We start from the raw sequence: 18,775 nt of genomic DNA, 5'->3' as shown, positions 1-18,775 counted from the left end.
CTGAGGTTACATCCAACTAGAATTGGATAATTATTACAATTACTTTATTTAACATGGTATCATTATTAAATTTTTATTAATTAAATAATTATGTTTCCAATTTAATATTTAGATAATCTACCACTTATAGACTTAGCTTTTATATTGAACTTTAGTGAAATATCTGAGTGGTTAATTTCAGGTTTATAGCGGAGTAAAATTGGATTAGCTTGGTCTAAATATAAAGCATGATGCTGTGGTAAGGGATAATTAAGACAAAAATTCTATATCTTTATTTTGAGTAAATGTTGATTGTTTATGAGTTAGTTTTCCCCAGTATTGTTTATCTTCATCTATAGGATTGGCAGCTAATACTGTATTTTTTTCTAGGTTGTATGATGCTATTTCTCTATCATCTTGAAGTGATGAGATAGTTAATTCTTCACCCTTGATAGTAATTTTGTAATTTTTTCCTTTTAAGAGTTTAATTCCTCCATCCATTAACTTGATTTTTCCTGTTTGGTTTGCCAGATCCCAAATTTTACCGATGGTTGGTAATATACTCTCTGCCCAAAATTTATTCTCTGCTGATAGCTGGTTCTCTAAGTCGCTTGTTACTTCTGGTAAAGTGATATTATCTCTGCAGTTAATTGCCTTTGTCTTAGCTTGTTCGAGTACGGCTATATCCCTTTTGTAATCATATGTTAATCCGTACTCGGACTGGAGTTTGTTCCAACTGTAGGGTTTGTATACCTGATAACCAGCAATTTTAATATTATTGTGGATGTAGGTAAAGCCGAGTAATTCCAAACCCCGCATCTTCGGTAATACCCTAATATTGTTCTCCTCTAGGCGTTGAATAAAGGTAGAGACGGTAGGGCTATCTTTAATGGCTTCTTCTATCTTCGAGCGAATAATCTCCTTACTTGTGGGGTTTTTGTGCTTGCTATTGATTTGTCTGATACTTTTACTGCGATTGGGACTTATAGGTGCAATAATTCCATACTCTTGTTTCAATCTAGAGGTGATCGCCTCTGAAGTTGTAGGTGTAACCTCCAATCCCAGTTCTGCTGCGATGCGTCTGGTTGATACCTGACAGTTGAAATAGTCGTAGGAATCATCAACCAAACTGCCATCTAACCTAATACGGGAAGCTATTATATGTAAGTGTTCGTGATCGCGGTCGTGATGGCGAACAACGACGTACTGGGAAGGCGGAAGGTTTGTTTGTTCCTTTGGCAAGTATCCCATGTCTGTTAGATATTCTCTTGCCACATAGTTATACTGACTATCGGATAAATGCTCGTGATAACCTTCACGGTGTGCGATCGCAATAATTAAGTGAGCACATCGCCGCTTGACAGCCTTATGAATGTATTTGGTTGTGAGAAACTGTCTGTTAAATTCTGCTGGAGTTTTTCCCGTCATGTTAGTATCTATAATTACAGTACTCTCTTTTCCCAACACGTATTCTAAAGTATCGAGGAAGCCGGCTTTTTTGTAGATGACGGGTATCACTTTATTAATTACGCTTGATGTCGGTTGGCTAATGCTGTATGTATAGTTTTCCTCATCGCATCTGTATACTAACGTGCTGCAACTCCTCGGTCATTATTAACAGAGACCGTCTGTTTTGTTTTTAGTTTCTTCTTAGATTTAATCAACACGGGTTCAGGTTTCTGCTTTGGAGGCTTCGACGGTTTGCACCTAGAGCAATAAAGGGGATGCGAGGGATAGCATACCCGTTCCACTACTTGGTTACACTGTTTACAGACGAAGCGATAAACTCGTTGCTTGATAATGCGAACGTGAGCCTTAACAAAAACTTCCTTTGTGTCTAAGTGTTTATCCATTGATATTCTGTGATTACTGTGCCTGATTATCTATTCGATTCTAAGGTTCCTAGAAGTATAACGCTTGAGTTACCTTCCAGAATAAGGCTGTCTTCTGATTTTGAGCTAGTCTAGTGGCATGTTGAATGCAACCGCGATAGTTTTATCCACTTGGGCGATCGCCTTCTCGACTGGTTGGGCTAGTTGGGGATGACCTGTTTCTTTTACCAGATGTAATAGCATCATCAGTTCGCTTTTAGCCATACCTGCGGCGCTACGAATAGTTACTACATCAGCAGATGGTTTAGTTGCCAGTACCCGTTTCAACCCACAGGAGCGCAAGTACTCAGAGGCGGTTACTCCCGTAGCAGCAGCTTTCTCTTCAATGGTAGCTTTCTCATTCTCAAACAGGTACACCTTGATAGATTTGGTTCTCTTTGTAAGATTGTTTGTAATTTCCATTTAGTAAATTAATTTAAAATTCTATTCTTGAATGACCCTATTGGGCATACCTTGTCCTATCAATTCAAAATTTAAGCGACAAAATCAAAATTATCTGGAGGTCTGTCTCGATTACTGAGAATAATTCTGTTACTTTTGGTATAACCGATATGATTGTATATGACGACTGTGATAATGCTGCAATAAAGTGTCGGCAGCAAATGTTAGATATGATCGCTCTAGAAAATCTACGTTATTATACTTAATGCATAAGTAGCGATATATAGTCTGACTTTGTTAGTTTAGAGTTGGATAAGGAAAATTTCTCAACCTGAATGTTATAAGCAATACAACACTTGATTAACCGATAATAGTAACACTGCTGGCTGGAATGTAGAAAATATAAGGTTTATATCTCAAATTCAGTAGAGTGCGATCGCCACTATCCATTATGCAAAATTGCTTACATCAAAGTAATAATTTTGTTTACCCTACTGCTAATATACTTTACTGAGAGAATAATAATTCAGATAGCAGAATTGATAAAAATAGCCTTTATATGACAATTGTATTACAAACTCTGGGATTAAATCTGACACTATGTTGTATTTGTGTTGTGCGGATAATGCGATCGCTCTTTTATAGTTGTCGATAAATTGGTTGTTGGAAAGAATATTATCAGTTGAATTAGAAAGCTATTTTTTGAGTAACCCTATCAGACATACCTTGTCTTAGTGGTCTTAGTGGAAGAACAGTACTGTATGGGAATGTCATTCTGGGGAATGGAGGATACTGTGGTTATGCGAGAGTATGGTGGGAGTAGGCGCAACCATACTATACCCATCGACAGTACTCTTGTACTAGGGATATTTGCACTATGTAGGAGGCTAGCTTGGGGCTAGTGTGGGATAGTTGGAGATGACATTTTCTCAGTATAGGTTTAAGGTATAGATGAATACTTTTTATTACTGATAATTTTTCCTTTATCGGTAAGGACATCGTACTTTGTAACTCAATCTTTTAATTAATGGTTTGGAGTTTGGATAATTTGGATGGGTGAGAAAGAATTTGCGGTGATCCCGCAGATTAAAAGGAGTGTAAACACACTTACGGGTAAGATGTTTGAGTACTTGGCATCTAGCCCAATTGAGATGGGGTTAGTGGAGACGGTGGTACATACCCTCAAGGCATTTTGGTTGCCCCTGGCGATGCATTCAGTTGGGGTGAGAGGTGAAGAGTTAAGAAAAGTTGCTATCTGGGCAATTGGGGTATTGGAGAGTCAGATATTATTGATTAAGCGCACTTGTGGCTTAGAGGAGATATCGCAGTTGGTACTAGTTACCCCAATAGTCGGTCAATCTTTTGCTGGGGTTGTACCTCCTACTTCCACACAGACACAACAGCAACCAAATGATAGTATTAATGCTTCTTCTTCTGTTATTGCACCTACCCAAGAAGATGAGTTAGGTGAAGATAACTTTTTCGATGTGGATGAGGATGACCCGATAGCTAAAGCAGAGATAGTAGCGGATGCTGGATTTTACGTTGATTGAAAAAATTAAACCCCACTTGGGAGTGGAGTTCGTATGAGGAGAGATTATTCTTTTGGCGGCGTCACCTCAATAATGTGGAAGCGAATTGTCCCCTCGTCTGAATACCAACTGATGGTAGTTTTCTGACTTCCAGAGATAGGACTACTAGTAATTTCAAATGCACCTTCTGGTTGATGAATGCCGTTAGAGACTGCGCCAGGGATAACTTGTCGAAAAGCTGGACTGTCGGGACAACGACCCTCAAGTATGTTGTAACGAATACGCCACTCGATTGAGTTGAGAACGGATGCGACCAAGTTATCAGTTGCGCCATCAAAGAATATTGCCATGGGATTTCTCCTACGATTAAGTTGTTATCACAGGAGTTATGCGAGAGCAACTGTATAAACATAGACAGTAAGAGATTATTAGTTTGAGTAGTGCTGCTGGTTAGTTTCTACAAATTACAATGTTTAGCGATCGCGTGTTGGATTTGGTTGATAAATTCGTCATGCTTTATTTATTCAGAGGGCGGTAAGCTAACGAGGATTGTGTTTGGCTGTACGTTTTAACATGAGGATTTCTCCTATCAATAAGAAAGTTCGTGTTCTGCTGTCTTCGACTGTTATAGATGTAGAGAGAATTGAGTTATAAAAATAAAAACCCTCTAATTAGAGGGCTTGGTAGCAAGAATTATTTGTACAGCTTCCCAATTTGTTTTTTAATATTAGATGATTTGAAATAGATGCGAAACGAGCCATCAGAGTAGTATTTGATATCGCGTTCGCCGAAAGAGATATCATCTTGACTCAGCCAAGTTTTTATAGAGTCTTGGTTTTCTGCCACAAATATAGCAGGGAAATAGACTCTACCAGTTTTTGCACCTGTTACTTGATGGATAAGAATTTGGGCCTGTGGTAGTGTAAGTACGACAGCCATAGTGTGAATTATTCCGTGGATTTTTCACCCCCTTCTTCGCGTTATGCGGCTGTAAAGGTAGTGTGGGTGAAAGAAAAATCCCTTTAAGAAAGAGGGACTTCTTGATTAATACAAATTACCTTTTCCATCAAACATGAAGTTTGAATTTACCTTTGTTGCTATTGTTATATTAATTAGCTTTGTATTTTTTACTTGCTGATTTGTCGTCTAATAAACTCGTTATATCTTGTGAGCTAATTTTGAGCTTATTTCTAGGGCAGTTTGGATATTTTAGTTTAATTAATTCTGGAGGACTAATTTCAATTACGCGTCTAGATAGCTCTTGAATTATTTGATTAGTTGTACATTCTCTTAATTTAATTAGCCCATCTGCAACGCTCTCTCTTTTCGTGTTATCCCATACAATAATTATTTTTCCACCAAGTGCTTTGATAACATTTTCCACTGTTTTAATTTTAGATTTTTCAGGCATTTCAAACAATTTGCCTATGGCAGAATGATATCTTGAGGCTGGACTGTTTTCTTCTCCAAGAACTTTTATATATTCTTTGGCTAATTTATACAGTGTCCATCCTAAATTCCTAGGCGAGTTTCCAGTAATTCTTTCCAATTAGTATTATTAATTTCGTGCCGCATGATAACTTATTCTTCGCTTGCTTCATGTAATTGAAGCAGCTGCTATTGTGGTGATTTATCCTAATGTAAACTTTTAATTTAATTAGTGGTTATTGAAATTTTTGTGAACCAACCTGCTCTGATGTACGTGTAGGTTAAATTGGTTGTTACCACACTCATTTATAAAAAATAACAAATATGGCTAAAACTAGTGATAAATCTCAACCTAAGAAGATAGTTTTAACTTTGGATATGGGTGGTAGCAAGACTAAGGCGATCGCTCAGGAGTATCCAGAAGGAAAGCCGCAAGTTTTGCTGATGGATTCGGAAGTGGCTGATGTAAGCAAAGCTTCAGTTGAGAGTATAGATGCAGAAGGGTTGCCCGAAAGTCGCGTTTGGGTAGGTGTGGGGGGAGAGTATTATGTGCTGGGAGAACTTGCCCGCCGTCGGTTTAAAGGTATATCTCAACTAAGAGAACTAAAGTATGAACTGGCTATACCCAAAGTATGTGCGATGATTTGGCTTGTGAAGGAGAAACTGAACCTGCATAATGATGTTGCGCTGTATCTAAATATTTTGCTACCGCCAGGAGAAGTGCGCGATAAGGAGCAGTTAGAAACTCGCTTGCGGGAAGTATTTAGGGGGTTTGAGACACCAGCAGGTAGGATGCGGGTGAAGATGATCCGCTATGAAGTAGCTTCTGAGGGTAGTGGGGTATTTTTCCATCGCCGGAGAGTGCTTGATGGGAATACACCTAACTCGTTGTATGTGATGTTGGGTTATCGCAATGCGAGTGTATTTCTTGTTATGGGTGGCGTTCCCAGTCGAGGGATAACTTGCGACTTGGGGATGTCATGGCTGGTGAACAATTTTGTTTCCAAGGTATCAGGATTGAGCCAGGATAATCCTAATATTGTCGGAGTGTTGGTTGAGGCGGGAGCTGATTGTAACCCCCAACTGTTAAAGAAACTCTCGCGCAAGCGTAAAGCCGACGAGATAAAAGCTGATGGGCAGTTAATGTCCAAGGCTTTGTTGCTTGCTCGTGATGAATACCAAAGGGCGATTGTGAGGTGGCTGCGATCGCAAATGGAAGAGGATGTGTGCGAGGTGGTATTTTGTGGAGGTACTGCTGATTATATACGCTACGAAATTGATGCTTACTTCCAGAAGGAAGATACTAGGGTATCTTGGCATGGGGGTATCGCCATCCCAGATATAGCTGGCAGCATGGGCAATCGGATGGCGGATGTCGTTGCGCTGCACGAGCATATGGTGTTGGAGTTTGATAGGGTGACTAATTACAAGCGCTCTCAACCTTTGTTTGATGCTCCTACGGTTAAACCAACTAGTACTGCCAATACTTTAGTAGAGGCTAATAGCTCTGCCAAGAAAGTTCCTAACTACACGCCCCGTGAGATTCCCAAGGAGTTTCTGACAATGAGCGATAAGATTTAGCCTCTGCAAGCATGGATTGGAGTAGAGTGGACATAGAGCAGTAGAAAAAGCAGTAGTTGCAGAAATTTCTGCAACTATTCTCTTTAGATGAATTTTTGAGAGAGTGTTTCTCTAGCAAGGTTAAGCAAACGCTCTTGGATGTATAAAAATAAATAGTCAGAATGTTATTCCTGACCGTTTTTTGATTGTTAAAAATTTTTAGTTAAATAACTTCTGGTTGATTGGCAAGATATTTTTCTCTACGCTGCCAAGTTTTGCGGTTGACCTCTAGTAGTTCAAGAAGCCCCTTGTTGAATTTGTCGATGGAGAACTGAATCATTTGTTGAGTTGAATATTTCGGCTGTTCAACTGTCCCAAAAGTTTCTTATAACTTTGCCTTGAACTCATCCCATTCGGCTTTCTTCCATTTCTTACCAGTTTTGGCTTCACAAGATTCCCCGCAGACCTCCTGCAAGGCATAATAAACCTGCTTTAACTTGCTCTCCTCATAAGATGGAAGTATATAAATACCCATTGTAAATTCGTTAACTTGAGCAAGCTTTTTGGTTTTGGTAGCCATAATTATATCTCCTATTGAGAGTTATTTTTTATTCGTGTTTACTCGGCTAAAGCCGTTGAAAAAACAAACGACTGTTCGCTAATCAGAACAATCGTTTATTTTTTGTTGATTACAGTCCGCTTTTATAGAGTGAACTTCGTATAAAGTTATCTTGGCTTACGCAGCTTCTTCGATAGTTTCAGTAGATTTGCCCCAGTTCGTAACCTGGATCTCTTCAGCTTCTACATAAACAAGCTTTGCTTTCTCATCGCTACCTTTGGGAGTAAATACATTAGTTTCAATGCTTCCCGATACGTTCACTTGCATTCCTTTACGAAACTCAAGTTTATAATTTTGACCGCACCAAAACTTGACTGGAATCCAGGAAGTTTCGCCTCCCTTTTTGTTAACTCCAAGGGAAATTTCCCAAACCTTGCGCTCGCCAATTTGGAATAATTTTGCGTTACCGATGGTTCCGGAAAGTACTACTACGTTGATATTCATGGACATCTCCTAAATGTTGTAACTTGAATCGTTTTTCTTCCGCGAATGCGGCTGTTCAATTCAGTTTTTCTTTTTAGGAGGGTTTTATTTAAACTTGGCTCTACTGCAGCATCTTTGCTTGTAACTCCGGTGTGGATTGATTTTACCCTGCTTAATTATATATTTGTAATATCCTCCAACTAGAGTTATACGTAATTATTGAATCTTCGTTTGTTGTGGGATTTTCGTATCTAGGTAAAGATGATTTTTGTTGATATCTTTACAAGTGGTACGTGCAATGTTAATCATCGACTAGATAAGATAAATTGCTGGGGCTAGTTTATCTAGGTTTCTTTACACTACGGATGATATCCTATGAGCTAGTTAGTGTGATTTCAGATGTGCGTTTAATGAATGCCCATCATCTTGCTTCAGCTTATTTTTTATAGTACTGTTTCCAACTTGATTATTTTTATAGCAGTACTCAGTTTATGAGTACTGCATTAAGAGCCTTGAATTATATTTACTATCATGTTCAATAAATACCAAAAGATACATCATTATTTTGTTTTGTTTAACCCTATTACATATATACTTGTAGTGCCTATATTAGGGTTAATGATTGGCTTACCCTACTTTTTCCGCTCACCTAAAATTGAAGAACCTCCTAAGCTTATAACAGCACAAGACTTTGTGGATTATAGTGAAAAAATTTTAGCTAATAAGTTGTTCGGCGTTGATATTGATGGTAATAGAAGTGAAGTATGTACAAAAGCGTTATCTTACCTTAACCAGGGATTGAAACTCGATCCAAATAACGCTCAAGGTTACGCAGTAAGGGGACTAGTTCAAGATTGTCTCAATAAGTACAAAGCGAGTATATTCGATTTACAAAAAGCGAAGAACCTCTATCAATCTCAAGGGAAAGTTCAAGACGTTGAGCTAACTGAGAGTACGATTAAAAGTATTAAAGAGAAATACAAAGCTAGATAAGTAGGGAAATTAGGATGCTTTTTGTATGTTTTAAGCTAAAGGAGGGATGATTATTATCTCCCTTGCTTCTTTATTTTAGGTTCTCTGTTTCAGATGGAAATAGTTCTTCTATCTGTGCTAACAGACGATTGATTTTATTTGTTATCTTTTTGTCATTTTCTAGAAGTTTCCTGTGTTTTTTTAATAGTCCTTGTACATTTTTTCCTCTTGATGCTAGCTGTTGAAAAGGGGTTTCTTCTTTATCTGTTTTACCTGCTTCTAGAACATCCTCTACTATCTCTTTTATCTGCGATAGTGACAATCCTTCATCAATCGCCTGCTTTATTATTTTCTCCCTCGCTTGTTCATTCTTTACCCGTGCGATCGCATGGGCTTTGGTATATTCTAACTGCCCTCTTATGAGGACATCCTGGATATCGCTTGGTAGTTTAAGTAAAGGTAGGCGTGTTGTGACAAACGACTGCCAGGTAATTTTGCCAAATTTAGAGAACAAGTCTTGTATGGTAAGACTTTCATCGCTCCCCAAAACGTTTTGGGGAACTTTATTTTTTTCCTCATCTAGCATTCTGTTTAGAAAATAAACTATATTCTTTTGGTCAAGATTCAAAATAGCTGCGAGTAGTTCGAGAATGCCAATGGTTTCCTCATAAGCGTTGAGGTCTTCGCGTTGGAGGTTTTCGACCAAGCGGATGCGAACAGCAGCATTCTCATCGCAGTCGATTATATTGACGGGAATTTTTTCTAGTCCGGCTAGTTTGCTTGCTCGCAGGCGACGTTCACCAGCAACTAGTTCAAATTCGTTACTACTTGTGGATCTAACTACAATAGGGGAAAGCAACCCATTTTCTTTAATATTTTCTGCAAGAGATTGAATTTTTTGCGGATCAAAGTACCGACGGGGTTGTGATGGGGGAAGGATAATTGAATCTATTGGGAGGGTAGTAGTGTTTTTGTTGTCTGAATCTTCTTGGCTAGCGCCACTAAATAAATCATCGAGTGCGTTTTTATCGTATGCTTTGAGTTCAACTTGTTTAGTCATATTTATAGTTTTATAAGGTAATTTGCGATTTCTTCTAAGATACTAACTGCTGGGTGATTTTTCTTCCACAGAGCAAGCGGGAGATGTGCTTGTGATGCACTTGGAAAGTCTATCGAATTGGGAATGGGTGTAGTTATGTGCGCCCGTCCTTCGATTTGTTTTTTAATGGCTTCGAGGATACCTGATTGTTGAAGGGTGCGTTTGTCATATTGGGTTGGGATAAAAGCTGCGATTTGTAAATCTTTATGTCCTCCTTTCTTAAGACGGGCAATTGTTGTTAGCAATTGTTCTGTAGCAGCATAGCACTTATATTCTGTCTGTACTGGTATCAGGATGTGGGTAGCTGCCATTACACTCATAATGCTTAGATATCCCAGTGAGGGAGGGCAATCAATTAAGATGTAATCATATTCGCCGACTATTGGTTCAAGTGCAAACTTGAGTTTTTGTCGAGCGTCAGTTGTGATATCGCGTCCTAGTTCGATTTCAGCTCCGGTTAGAGCATTATTGCTGGGTACAAGATACATATTATGGATAGGTTCGTGCCAAATGTATAGCGGCCCGCGTTCGGTGATAGCAGCATATATTGTCTGCTCATCTTTTAGCTCCTTGGGTTCTATTCCCATAAAGGTTGTCAGACTTGCTTGTGGGTCCATATCTATAAGCAAGACTCGGTGTTTTTGAGCAAGATGATACCCAATATTATGAACTGTGGTAGTCTTACCAGCTCCACCAGACTGGTTGAATGCGGCAATTATTTTAGTGTTCTTTTTTGGCATTTTCAAGGGTGTTTTTTAACTCATTTGAAGTGATTCTATCAAAGTCTTCTTAATAAAGAGTAAAAAAATAATGCCAATATGAGTCTCTATACCGACTCATAATGACATTATTCTTAATTCTTAAAGTGGATACTTAAGTATTCATATTAGTATCCACTTTAAAAAGGAGGTTCATCACCTAGATTATTGTTATTTTCACTGGAAATATTCTCCTCCAGATCTTGTGCGAAATCAGGAGATTTTTCTTGTGTAGCTCCAAAATGTGCTAATTCTTGGAGGGTTTTTCCGGTGGGGATAAATCCTCTAATTACGAGGGTAGCTACTTTTTCTTTATAGTTTTCCTGTTCGTTAATTTGTAAATCGATGTACCCGTTAGCTATCCCTTGGCAGTTTTCCCCACTCCCTTTTATATCTACAGCAGGAGTACCTTTAGCACGATAGGGGATTTCATCTACTACCATGCCGTCTTTACCCCGATAACTAAAACTAGCTACCCCATGACAAATGAGTGAACCTTCTCTGTCATGGGTCTCATTAATATTTTCGATTGTTAATGTCAAATTGGTTTCTATCATTTTATAGTGTTCCTATTTACTAATCGAACAATGCCCCCAAGCAAGAACTTTCTACTAAGGGCTATTTTTGAATGCAAAATTCTTTTAGAAATTTGCGTTAGCTATGTTCGCAGTTTGTTTGTCTTCTAAGGAAGATTTATCTTCACTGCGAGGAGAGCTTAACAGTTCGATTTTTTGGACAGTTACTACAGGTTTAGACCTCATAGTTCCTGAATTTTTATCCGTCCACCTATCGAAGCTAAATTCGCCTAATACAGCAATTTGGGTTCCCTTTTTGACATAATTTGCAATTACCTCTGCGGTTGCTCCCCAGGCGGTAAGGTCAAACCAAAGTGGAGTTTCACTTTTATAGGGAGGCCGCACTGCAACTGAAATAGATGCTTTGACAGCCCCACTCTCGAAGTAGCGGACTTCCGGTTCTTGTCCTGCCCTACCAACTAATGTGATGCGATTGAGATACTCGCTCATAGGATTTTAATTTTCTAATACTTCAAATCCCTATTTGCGTAAGCACCTGTTAGTCTGTGGTTGTTGGTAACTGGGTAGGGCTACCCATAATTTGTCTAGGATTTTGTTTATCTATGGGTATAAAATTTGTGGCTACGGGAAGTATATATGTATCGAATTTTTATCAGTTATGGAAACATTCAAATTAGAAATAGACTTGATGCGACCTCTTCAAGTAAGGTTGGTAGAGTGCAAGTTGGTTTTACTGGCGCTAATGTGGATGCAGGATGATGAAAACCAACAAAGAAATCTCCCTGTTGATTATTCATCACCCTTGCTTGTAGATAATTCTGAATGGCAAGATAGGTCTTTTGCTACCCCCGATGTTGAACATTTTAGGAAGGTATCTAATACTGCTCGAATTGGTGCTTGGGATGAGATGATTTTACTCCGTTTGAGTCATTATATTATCCCTCACGTCAATTGTTTATATGATGCTTCTTTTTACGCACTTGTAGTGATTGCGATGCATCTTATAGATGCAGAATTGAAGGGGATATTTGTCAACTCCAGCGATCAATATTTTGCTCGTAGATTAGTATACGAAAGTTTTGAGATTTTAGATAAGCATCAATTTGGCGATAACCTTAAGTTTGGTGATGAAATATATTTTACTGGTATTGAAGAAAAAGATAGCTTAAAGTGGGGAATGTTGCTAAATTACCTTAGCTTTAAACTGGCGGCTTTGGGTGAATTTATTATGGACACTAGCGATATTGATGATGAAGTTGATAATGAATATGATGATTTAGATGAAATTGAAAGGGAAGAGTTTGATAGAAAATACCAACGTTTGCCTGCTGATTATTTCCAATGCAAACCTTATATTGAAAAATGCACTGACCGTTCAGAACTGGTATCAAGATTAGTTCAAAGGGTTGTTTATTACTTATTTGTAGGTAAAGAATATAATGCAAGTCGGTTGGATGAGATAATGTCTATTCCAGTTACTATTCGCTCTACTGTTACTTTTCAATCAAATTTGGCGATTGCTACTTATAGAATTGGTTATTTCATTACTGCTTCAGGGATTGAGGAATGGGCTGAGGGCAAAAATTGGTTTTTGTGTAAGGCTTTTTCTAGTTTGATGCCTTTCTACAACCGAGGTAAGAAAGATGCTGCGGAATTATAAATAAAGAAAAATCAGGATGATAAAAATAATTCTGATTTCACTTATTCATTCATGGTTTCACAGCTATCGCTGCCTACCCAGTAGTTGCTATTTAAAAAAGTGATAATTGTGCGTTGATTTCTTTTAAGGTATTTACCTTTTTGTGTGGTTTTTGTTTGAGCCTTTTACCCCACTCACTACTTACATTTTTGATGACACGAGTGCGGATATCGCTGGCGAGAGTCTCATAATCGTGTTGGATTTGTTTATAATCAATAGGGGTTGTACCAATGATTTTCCATAAATTTTCGTAATCATAATTTGGGAATGGTTTGTGCTTGATAAGGGTGGTATGACTTGCCCAAAGATATACATTATTCCACTCCCAAGATAGCGGAACTTCAAATGTGATTGGCATCATTACAGCAAGCACTTCACTTGGCGTAGCAAGTTTACCCGTTTCTCCTTTATCTACTTCTTCAAGGATTGTATCTAATCTGTCGATTGCTATTGCTTGCCATACCCAAGTGGGAATAGCATCCCTCCATTCTCGTCCACCAGTAATTATTGGGCCAGCTAAATACTTTACTAGCTGCACATCAACTTCCGCTATTTCTAATAAACAGGCGAATACCTTTCTATCCATCCCCATACTGGCTAAAACTTTGAGCATTTTTTGAAGGTTAGGAGTTAGTATTTTCTCTCCTTTCGACTTACTATTTTTGATGGTTTGTGCAATATCAGAAAGGGTTTGTTGTTGCATTTTAACCTCCATATAAAAAGCCGCCAGTTAGTAGTAATTAACTGACGGCTTATTATGTGTAGCAGTATTTTTTTAGGGCATGAGTAACGTATCCCAGATATTTCTAGGTGACACTAAAAAGCAAAGCTGCTTTCTTGCTTGATTGAATTTGACAAGGCTTCCTGTATTTTTGGTCTTTTTCCACCAGCTTGTCTGCAAGTAGGTAAGTAATAAAGCTTGAGTTTGTTTATCCTGCTTGCTTATCCAATTACTTACCTCCAGGGCTGTTATTATGTCTAGTGGAGGTACTTGCAGCTTGTCGAGTATGCTTTCAGGTATGGAATTTAACAGCTTGTGGAATGCGATCGCATGACCAGGGCTTCCAAAACAAACTTTGAGTATGTCCTGATGCAGGCTGATTTTCTGGCTCTCCAAGATAGTTTTTACTTCATCAGTAAATAGTTGACTAAAAGGTACTATTTGACACCTACTTTTAATAGTAGCTAGTATATTTTGAGGTCGGGATGTGATAAGGATAAATACGCTCTTTCCCGGTTCTTCTAAAGTTTTGAGCAAGGCATTGGCGGCGGCGGGTGTGATGCTATCGCACTCATGTACAATTACAACTTTTCGCTCACCCTCGATTGGGGAGGTTGAAACGAAGGTGATGATTTCCCGTACCTGTTCTACACCAATCCTGGAATTATCTCCTTGGGGATGTATTTGCAACAAGTCTGTGGATGCCGAGATATAGGAGGCAAACACAAGAGCAGTTTTAGTTTTACCTACTCCCTCGGTAGTACTAGTAAATAGGTAGGCTGGTGCAGTCTTACCGCTTGCGATCGCACTACTCAAAATAAGTTTTGCGGTATGCTGCCCGATAATTTCAGTGAATAAATTATTCATAGATTGCAGGTTTTGATGATGCTAGGAGTAAAGTTATCAATTCCAGTTTTGAGTTCGCCCTCAACTTGAATAAGTGCTACTAGGCTTTGTTTAAGTTTGGCAGCACTTACGGTTTCGACTTCCTTTTTGAGGAAATACAGCCTTTTGGGGTTGGTTAGTTCAGCAAGTGTTGAGATTTTGTTATCGGGCAGTTTTCCTTCTACCCCTGTTTTGGTAACAAGCCAGGTACGGAAATAAGCTATGAGAGTGGCGATGATTTTGAGAGGGTGTTCGTTGTTACCCACCAGGCGGTGGAGTATTTGCGCTGCTGCATCTGCTTTACCATTTTTGATGGCGTGGGCAAGTTCGGTACAGTTAGTATTGTTGTTGCTAACTAGGGCTTGTACATCTTCTAACCTTAGTTTTTCTCCTTGAGCGTAGATAGCAAGCTTGGCGAGTTCTCTATCAAGCCGTGTAGTATTGTTGCCAATTGCCTCTACAAGATAGCTTGTGGCAGTGGGAGTAAGTTCTAGGGAATAGGTTTTTACTGCTGTTTGAATTAGTTTTTCTATTCCTTGTTTATCCCAACTGGTGATCGGGGGAAATGCTTCAACCTCTGCGTACTGGAGTAGTATTTTAACGGCTTTACTTCTGCCATCTGGTTTGTTTTTTGAGGTAATTAAAAGTAGGTTTTGTTTGGGTATTTTGGAAAGATTTTCTTCGAGAGAAGAAATTACTTCATCCGAGTATTTATTGAATATTGTCCCATCTGTAATATGGACAATCTTTCCTCCCTCCCCCAAAGGAATTGTCATTACCTCTGTTATTATCTGGGGTATTGCTGCCGTTTTACAATCAACTTGGATATAGTTGAATATCTCCCATTCTTGAGTAGTAATATCTTCGATTAATTGTTCTACCCTTTTTGATATTGAATAGGTATCTTCCCCATAAATTAATTTTACTGGCATGGGCAATATACATGTGAATTTCGTTATGGAGATTGCGTTAGCCAGTAAGTAGTGATAAATCAATTTAGCGATAGCTAATAATATTTATCTTGGTTTTAAATTTCAAGTAAAAAATAGGGGCAGCCAAATTGTTTAAATGGACTTATTTATACTCCATGATTAAGGTATTTAAGAGGACAATTACCCCAATTATCCCTACCGAGCAACCAAGGCGCACACTTAGTTCAACACGCTACAATTCTCTATGGTAGGGAATTTTTGACAGGTTGCACCCTCGCTCTAGTAGCATTTCAATATCCTCAGTTGGCGCGAAGATCCGAACATCATTAATCTCACCTATACACGTACTCTTTTGTTCTAGCTATATATAATTATAAAAATAGCTAGAACAAGAGAGTCTCATGCCCAAGAAAAAATGCGGACTCGGATTTGACTGCGCCAGTATGATGCAATGTCCTGGTATCGACCCTGGTAACTGCTTGAATTACAAAACCTGTGGGAGTGCAGTTCAACTCAACCCTGAAGAAGAACTTGAACTTATTCGCATCCAAGAAGAACGAGAGCGCGAGTATACTGAACAACTGCGACGTACTCAGGAAAGGATTCGCCTTACTCGCCATTCTGCCGCGATCCTGATGCTAATGAGACGCGGTTGTCCACAATCACTAGAGTCGTTAGGTGTTACCCCCTCCATCGAAACAATCGCCACGCAATTAGATACTATTCGTACTCTTACTACCAACTTTGACGGTCAATATATCGCTCCACCAGGGTGCGAATTGCATGTATATAATGTCAAGCGCCCCAGTGGTACATACTCGTACTACAAGCTCACAGCCGAACGGGCAGTGTTTGCACCATCCGAGAGGGAACAACAAGTAAGGGTAATTCACGTCAGCCATGAAGATGATGCGCGGTGTATAGAAGCACAACTGGGTATTGAACGCCGTAACAACCTAACCCAGGTGCGAACACTTCTAAACAATGCCACTGCGCTACTTGAAGAAGTAACACGGATTCTCGAACTAACAGCAACCATTAACAGTCCTACTGCCACGCTGGAAGTTATCGACACCGAAGAAATTTTACCTATCGACTAAGAAGCAGCAGAAACGGAAAATATACCTTCTCATATTTTGAAAATCAAGTTTTGAGTTTTAGAGCCTAAAAACCTTGATTTTATGTGTCTATCTTCAGAGTAAGGAAAAAATAAAGTTTTTGAGAAAATTGCCCGGCTGTAAAGCCCAAAAATTGGATAAACGGTTAGTGCCGTTCTTTCGTTGTTGATGCTGACTGTGATGAAGCGTCTGGAGAAGAATTAGCCTTTATTAGCAAGCTCTATCAGAAGATAGTGGAGACTCATTCGCATCCCGATCACGATAGAGAAGTTCCAGTGACGCTCAGATGTCATTGGAGCAGGAATAACAAAATCAAAACCTGTTAGCGATCGCCACCGCACTACGCCAACAAAAACTGACGATTATCGCTCAAGGGCTACTTAGGAGGTTTTATTTTAGCCCGCACAAAGTGCGATTTCACCGAGTCGGTGATTCATCACCTTGAAGTTCAGCCGGATGACAAAGTGCTAGAAGTTGGATTCGGGCCAAAAGTGGGCATTGAGATTCTGGCGGCTGCGGTGTCAACCTGGTATGTGGCAGGTGTTGACTATTCAAAAGAAATGCTTGAGCAAGCCAGAGCGCGGAATGCGAAAGCGATTGAGACAGGCTTAGTCCAACTTGAGTATGGCTCGGTTGAAAAGCTGCCGTTTGCAGATGACACATTTGATAAAGCCTTGGCGATCAACTCCATGCAAGTTTGGCCAGATGCAATGGCTGGGCTACGCTCAATGCGACGGGTGATCAAGGTCGGTGGCAAGATTGCGTTTGGGTTTACTCCTCATTCCGGGCAATCGAGTACTGGATTGACCGAGATGCTCACGACGGCTGGCTTTACTGAGGCACATTTGGTAGAAACAGATCGGGGTTTCTGTGTGCTGGCGACCAAATAATCAGCTGATAAACGTAAAACTGGTGAACATTTAAAATAAAGTCTTGAAATTGCAGAAGCGTGAAGGGCTCGATTTTACGTACTTATGGTTTGGGCTAAGAAATAATAAAGTCATGAAGTTTTAAAGAAAAAATCTCCAAACGCTTCTAGATGAAAATAATAAAGTCCTAAACTGTTACGCAGGTCTAGACTGCTTCGCAACGCCCTATTGTCGGCTTTAGCCCAGTAGACGGTAAGCTCTTTTTGTGGCAGTTAGTTTAAGACTTTGTTTTAAATTTTAGAACTTTATTCTAAATGTACAACTGGCACACAATAATCCCAGGGGGCAATAAGATTTGTTCTAGTTAGATTTATTAAAAATAATAGCTAGAACAAAGGAGTAACCCATCAAATCCATTCAGCTACGTTAGAACTACCTGGACAGCGCGCAGTTAATATCTATCTATTGGTGGAAGATGGCTTTGAGATTACGCGCCCCGTGTAGGATTCTCAAAATTTCGACTGTTTCATTGATGATGCGATAGAAAATCAGGTACTTGCCTTCAATAAGACAAAAGACACCTGGTGCTAAATCATCACGTCTGACACCAACTCTTGGGCTATCAGCGAGAAGCTGGCACTTTTTATCTATTTTTTCTAATAAGCGGTCAGCCGCATTGATGTTATTTTGGGCAATGTAAAGCCATATTTCCAACAGGTCTTCGTCTGCAAGACGAGTACGGACAACTAAAAAAGCCATCAGGTTTAATGTTTCTGGTTGTTCAGCCTGCGCCGTCCTTCTGCTTTCAAGTCTTCAAGGGACATTGAGGAAAAAACTTTTCGATCCGCCTCATCAATGCCTCGGCCAATTTCTTCTTTCAAATAATCGGTATGTTCTTTCCACAGCTGCAAGGCGGCACAGATGACATCATCGGCAGAGGCATAAACGCCACTAGCCACATTGGTTCTTACCAATTCTTCCAGTTCCGAGGGCAAGGAAATTTGCATAAGCCTGCATTGTTTTCATTTGGGAATATAAGCTATTGTTACTGAAAAGTCCCATTAACAACAACTTTTTTCACCCCGTGTCTGCAAGTACAATACTTACAAGCGCTTGTACGCATCCCAAAAAGTCTATGACGTCCGTTTGCCCGTTTCCCTGCCTCTACAGTAACAGTCCACTTGCGTTGTTTTTTGTTGAGTAGTGATAATTTTATCTTAAATCGCTAGAAGACCTCAAGTGAAGCTTAATCGGAACTTGAGGATGAATAGCGGTCAGAAACGAGACACCCTTTGAGCGAAATCGAGCCAAGCGAGATAAACGCAAAGGGTAGTTGAGTTTTTGACAAATTCCTGGTACTCTAACTAATAGT

General features: G+C 39.4%; 22 protein-coding genes and 1 pseudogene. 6 read left to right on the top strand and 17 right to left on the bottom strand.

Translation table 11 applies throughout. From position 1 onward, the window contains the following. Positions 1-249: 249 nt before the first annotated feature. The 3 genes and pseudogenes from UYC_RS0100655 to UYC_RS40280 form a co-directional block, all read right to left on the bottom strand. Positions 250-1,497: a relaxase/mobilization nuclease domain-containing protein gene (locus UYC_RS0100655; RefSeq protein WP_235083040.1), complete on the bottom strand. Its 1,248-nt coding sequence runs from the start codon at positions 1,495-1,497 to the stop codon at positions 250-252. Between the two features lie 440 nt (positions 1,498-1,937). Beyond that, entirely contained in the window at positions 1,938-2,273 is a 336-nt protein-coding gene (locus UYC_RS0100650) for a plasmid mobilization protein (protein ID WP_016877462.1), read from the bottom strand. A 476-nt stretch (positions 2,274-2,749) separates the two neighbouring features. Further along, positions 2,750-2,935: pseudogene (locus UYC_RS40280) on the bottom strand (hypothetical protein); the annotation flags it as partial. Positions 2,936-3,304: 369 nt separating this feature from the next. On the opposite strand from UYC_RS40280, the gene UYC_RS0100645 reads away from it, so the two are divergent. Then, positions 3,305-3,805 (top strand): hypothetical protein, encoded by a 501-nt coding sequence (locus UYC_RS0100645; RefSeq protein WP_016879192.1) that lies wholly within the window; start codon positions 3,305-3,307, stop codon positions 3,803-3,805. A 44-nt stretch (positions 3,806-3,849) separates the two neighbouring features. Here the strand turns inward: UYC_RS0100645 and UYC_RS0100640 are convergent, their stop codons facing one another. From UYC_RS0100640 to UYC_RS0100630, 3 genes are all read right to left on the bottom strand, one after another. Then, entirely contained in the window at positions 3,850-4,134 is a 285-nt protein-coding gene (locus UYC_RS0100640) for a hypothetical protein (RefSeq protein ID WP_016877461.1), read from the bottom strand. Between the two features lie 343 nt (positions 4,135-4,477). Then, positions 4,478-4,723 (bottom strand): hypothetical protein, encoded by a 246-nt coding sequence (locus tag UYC_RS0100635; protein ID WP_016877460.1) that lies wholly within the window; start codon positions 4,721-4,723, stop codon positions 4,478-4,480. 169 nt (positions 4,724-4,892) lie between these two features. After that, on the bottom strand, positions 4,893-5,333 hold the full coding sequence (locus tag UYC_RS0100630) for a hypothetical protein (RefSeq protein WP_016877459.1): 441 nt from the start codon (positions 5,331-5,333) through the stop codon (positions 4,893-4,895). A gap of 203 nt (positions 5,334-5,536) precedes the next feature. Between UYC_RS0100630 and UYC_RS0100625 the strand changes: the two genes are divergently transcribed. After that, entirely contained in the window at positions 5,537-6,793 is a 1,257-nt protein-coding gene (locus UYC_RS0100625; protein WP_016877458.1) for a ParM/StbA family protein, read from the top strand. Between the two features lie 364 nt (positions 6,794-7,157). Here the strand turns inward: UYC_RS0100625 and UYC_RS0100620 are convergent, their stop codons facing one another. Then, a complete protein-coding gene (locus tag UYC_RS0100620) occupies positions 7,158-7,352 on the bottom strand; it encodes a hypothetical protein (protein WP_016877456.1) in 195 nt (64 codons plus the stop codon). A 156-nt stretch (positions 7,353-7,508) separates the two neighbouring features. Continuing rightward, entirely contained in the window at positions 7,509-7,835 is a 327-nt protein-coding gene (locus tag UYC_RS0100615) for a single-stranded DNA-binding protein (protein ID WP_016877454.1), read from the bottom strand. A gap of 510 nt (positions 7,836-8,345) precedes the next feature. Between UYC_RS0100615 and UYC_RS0100610 the strand changes: the two genes are divergently transcribed. Next, on the top strand, positions 8,346-8,807 hold the full coding sequence (locus tag UYC_RS0100610) for a tetratricopeptide repeat protein (RefSeq protein WP_016877453.1): 462 nt from the start codon (positions 8,346-8,348) through the stop codon (positions 8,805-8,807). Between the two features lie 70 nt (positions 8,808-8,877). Here the strand turns inward: UYC_RS0100610 and UYC_RS0100605 are convergent, their stop codons facing one another. From UYC_RS0100605 to ssb, 4 genes are all read right to left on the bottom strand, one after another. Further along, on the bottom strand, positions 8,878-9,846 hold the full coding sequence (locus UYC_RS0100605; RefSeq protein ID WP_016879191.1) for a ParB/RepB/Spo0J family partition protein: 969 nt from the start codon (positions 9,844-9,846) through the stop codon (positions 8,878-8,880). Positions 9,847-9,848: 2 nt separating this feature from the next. Then, entirely contained in the window at positions 9,849-10,625 is a 777-nt protein-coding gene (locus tag UYC_RS0100600; protein ID WP_016877451.1) for a ParA family protein, read from the bottom strand. 158 nt (positions 10,626-10,783) lie between these two features. Beyond that, positions 10,784-11,200, bottom strand: a complete 417-nt coding sequence (locus UYC_RS0100595; protein ID WP_016877450.1) for a hypothetical protein — start codon at positions 11,198-11,200, stop codon at positions 10,784-10,786. 84 nt (positions 11,201-11,284) lie between these two features. Further along, complete coding sequence (gene ssb, locus UYC_RS0100590) at positions 11,285-11,668, bottom strand: single-stranded DNA-binding protein (protein ID WP_016877449.1); 384 nt, start codon at positions 11,666-11,668, stop codon at positions 11,285-11,287. A gap of 169 nt (positions 11,669-11,837) precedes the next feature. On the opposite strand from ssb, the gene UYC_RS0100585 reads away from it, so the two are divergent. After that, positions 11,838-12,839: a hypothetical protein gene (locus tag UYC_RS0100585; RefSeq protein WP_016877448.1), complete on the top strand. Its 1,002-nt coding sequence runs from the start codon at positions 11,838-11,840 to the stop codon at positions 12,837-12,839. Positions 12,840-12,930: 91 nt separating this feature from the next. Here UYC_RS0100585 and UYC_RS0100580 read toward each other — a convergent pair whose 3' ends face one another. The 3 genes from UYC_RS0100580 to holA all read right to left on the bottom strand — a co-directional run bounded on the left by UYC_RS0100580 (position 12,931) and on the right by holA (position 15,416). Then, positions 12,931-13,581, bottom strand: coding sequence for a hypothetical protein (locus UYC_RS0100580; protein WP_016877447.1), 651 nt, complete (start codon positions 13,579-13,581; stop codon positions 12,931-12,933). 72 nt (positions 13,582-13,653) lie between these two features. After that, positions 13,654-14,466: an AAA family ATPase gene (locus tag UYC_RS0100575; RefSeq protein ID WP_016877446.1), complete on the bottom strand. Its 813-nt coding sequence runs from the start codon at positions 14,464-14,466 to the stop codon at positions 13,654-13,656. Then, complete coding sequence (gene holA / locus UYC_RS0100570; RefSeq protein ID WP_016877445.1) at positions 14,463-15,416, bottom strand: DNA polymerase III subunit delta; 954 nt, start codon at positions 15,414-15,416, stop codon at positions 14,463-14,465. The genes UYC_RS0100575 and holA overlap by 4 nt, the downstream gene beginning before the upstream one ends. Before the next feature lie 401 nt (positions 15,417-15,817). On the opposite strand from holA, the gene UYC_RS0100565 reads away from it, so the two are divergent. Together UYC_RS0100565 and UYC_RS35170 are read left to right on the top strand one after the other, a co-directional pair. Further along, complete coding sequence (locus tag UYC_RS0100565) at positions 15,818-16,516, top strand: hypothetical protein (protein ID WP_026087655.1); 699 nt, start codon at positions 15,818-15,820, stop codon at positions 16,514-16,516. 446 nt (positions 16,517-16,962) lie between these two features. Then, positions 16,963-17,424, top strand: a complete 462-nt coding sequence (locus tag UYC_RS35170; RefSeq protein WP_016879190.1) for a class I SAM-dependent methyltransferase — start codon at positions 16,963-16,965, stop codon at positions 17,422-17,424. 441 nt (positions 17,425-17,865) lie between these two features. Here the strand turns inward: UYC_RS35170 and UYC_RS0100555 are convergent, their stop codons facing one another. Beyond that, a complete protein-coding gene (locus UYC_RS0100555; protein ID WP_016877442.1) occupies positions 17,866-18,162 on the bottom strand; it encodes a type II toxin-antitoxin system RelE/ParE family toxin in 297 nt (98 codons plus the stop codon). Between the two features lie 5 nt (positions 18,163-18,167). Next, complete coding sequence (locus UYC_RS0100550; RefSeq protein WP_016877441.1) at positions 18,168-18,410, bottom strand: ribbon-helix-helix domain-containing protein; 243 nt, start codon at positions 18,408-18,410, stop codon at positions 18,168-18,170. Positions 18,411-18,775: the final 365 nt, after the last annotated feature.

Origin of the sequence: Chlorogloeopsis fritschii PCC 6912, assembly GCF_000317285.1 — a bacterium.
Lineage (GTDB): Bacteria > Cyanobacteriota > Cyanobacteriia > Cyanobacteriales > Nostocaceae > Chlorogloeopsis > Chlorogloeopsis fritschii.
Note: the sequence above shows the minus strand (reverse complement) of the source record. Positions and strands in the feature narration are given on the sequence as shown.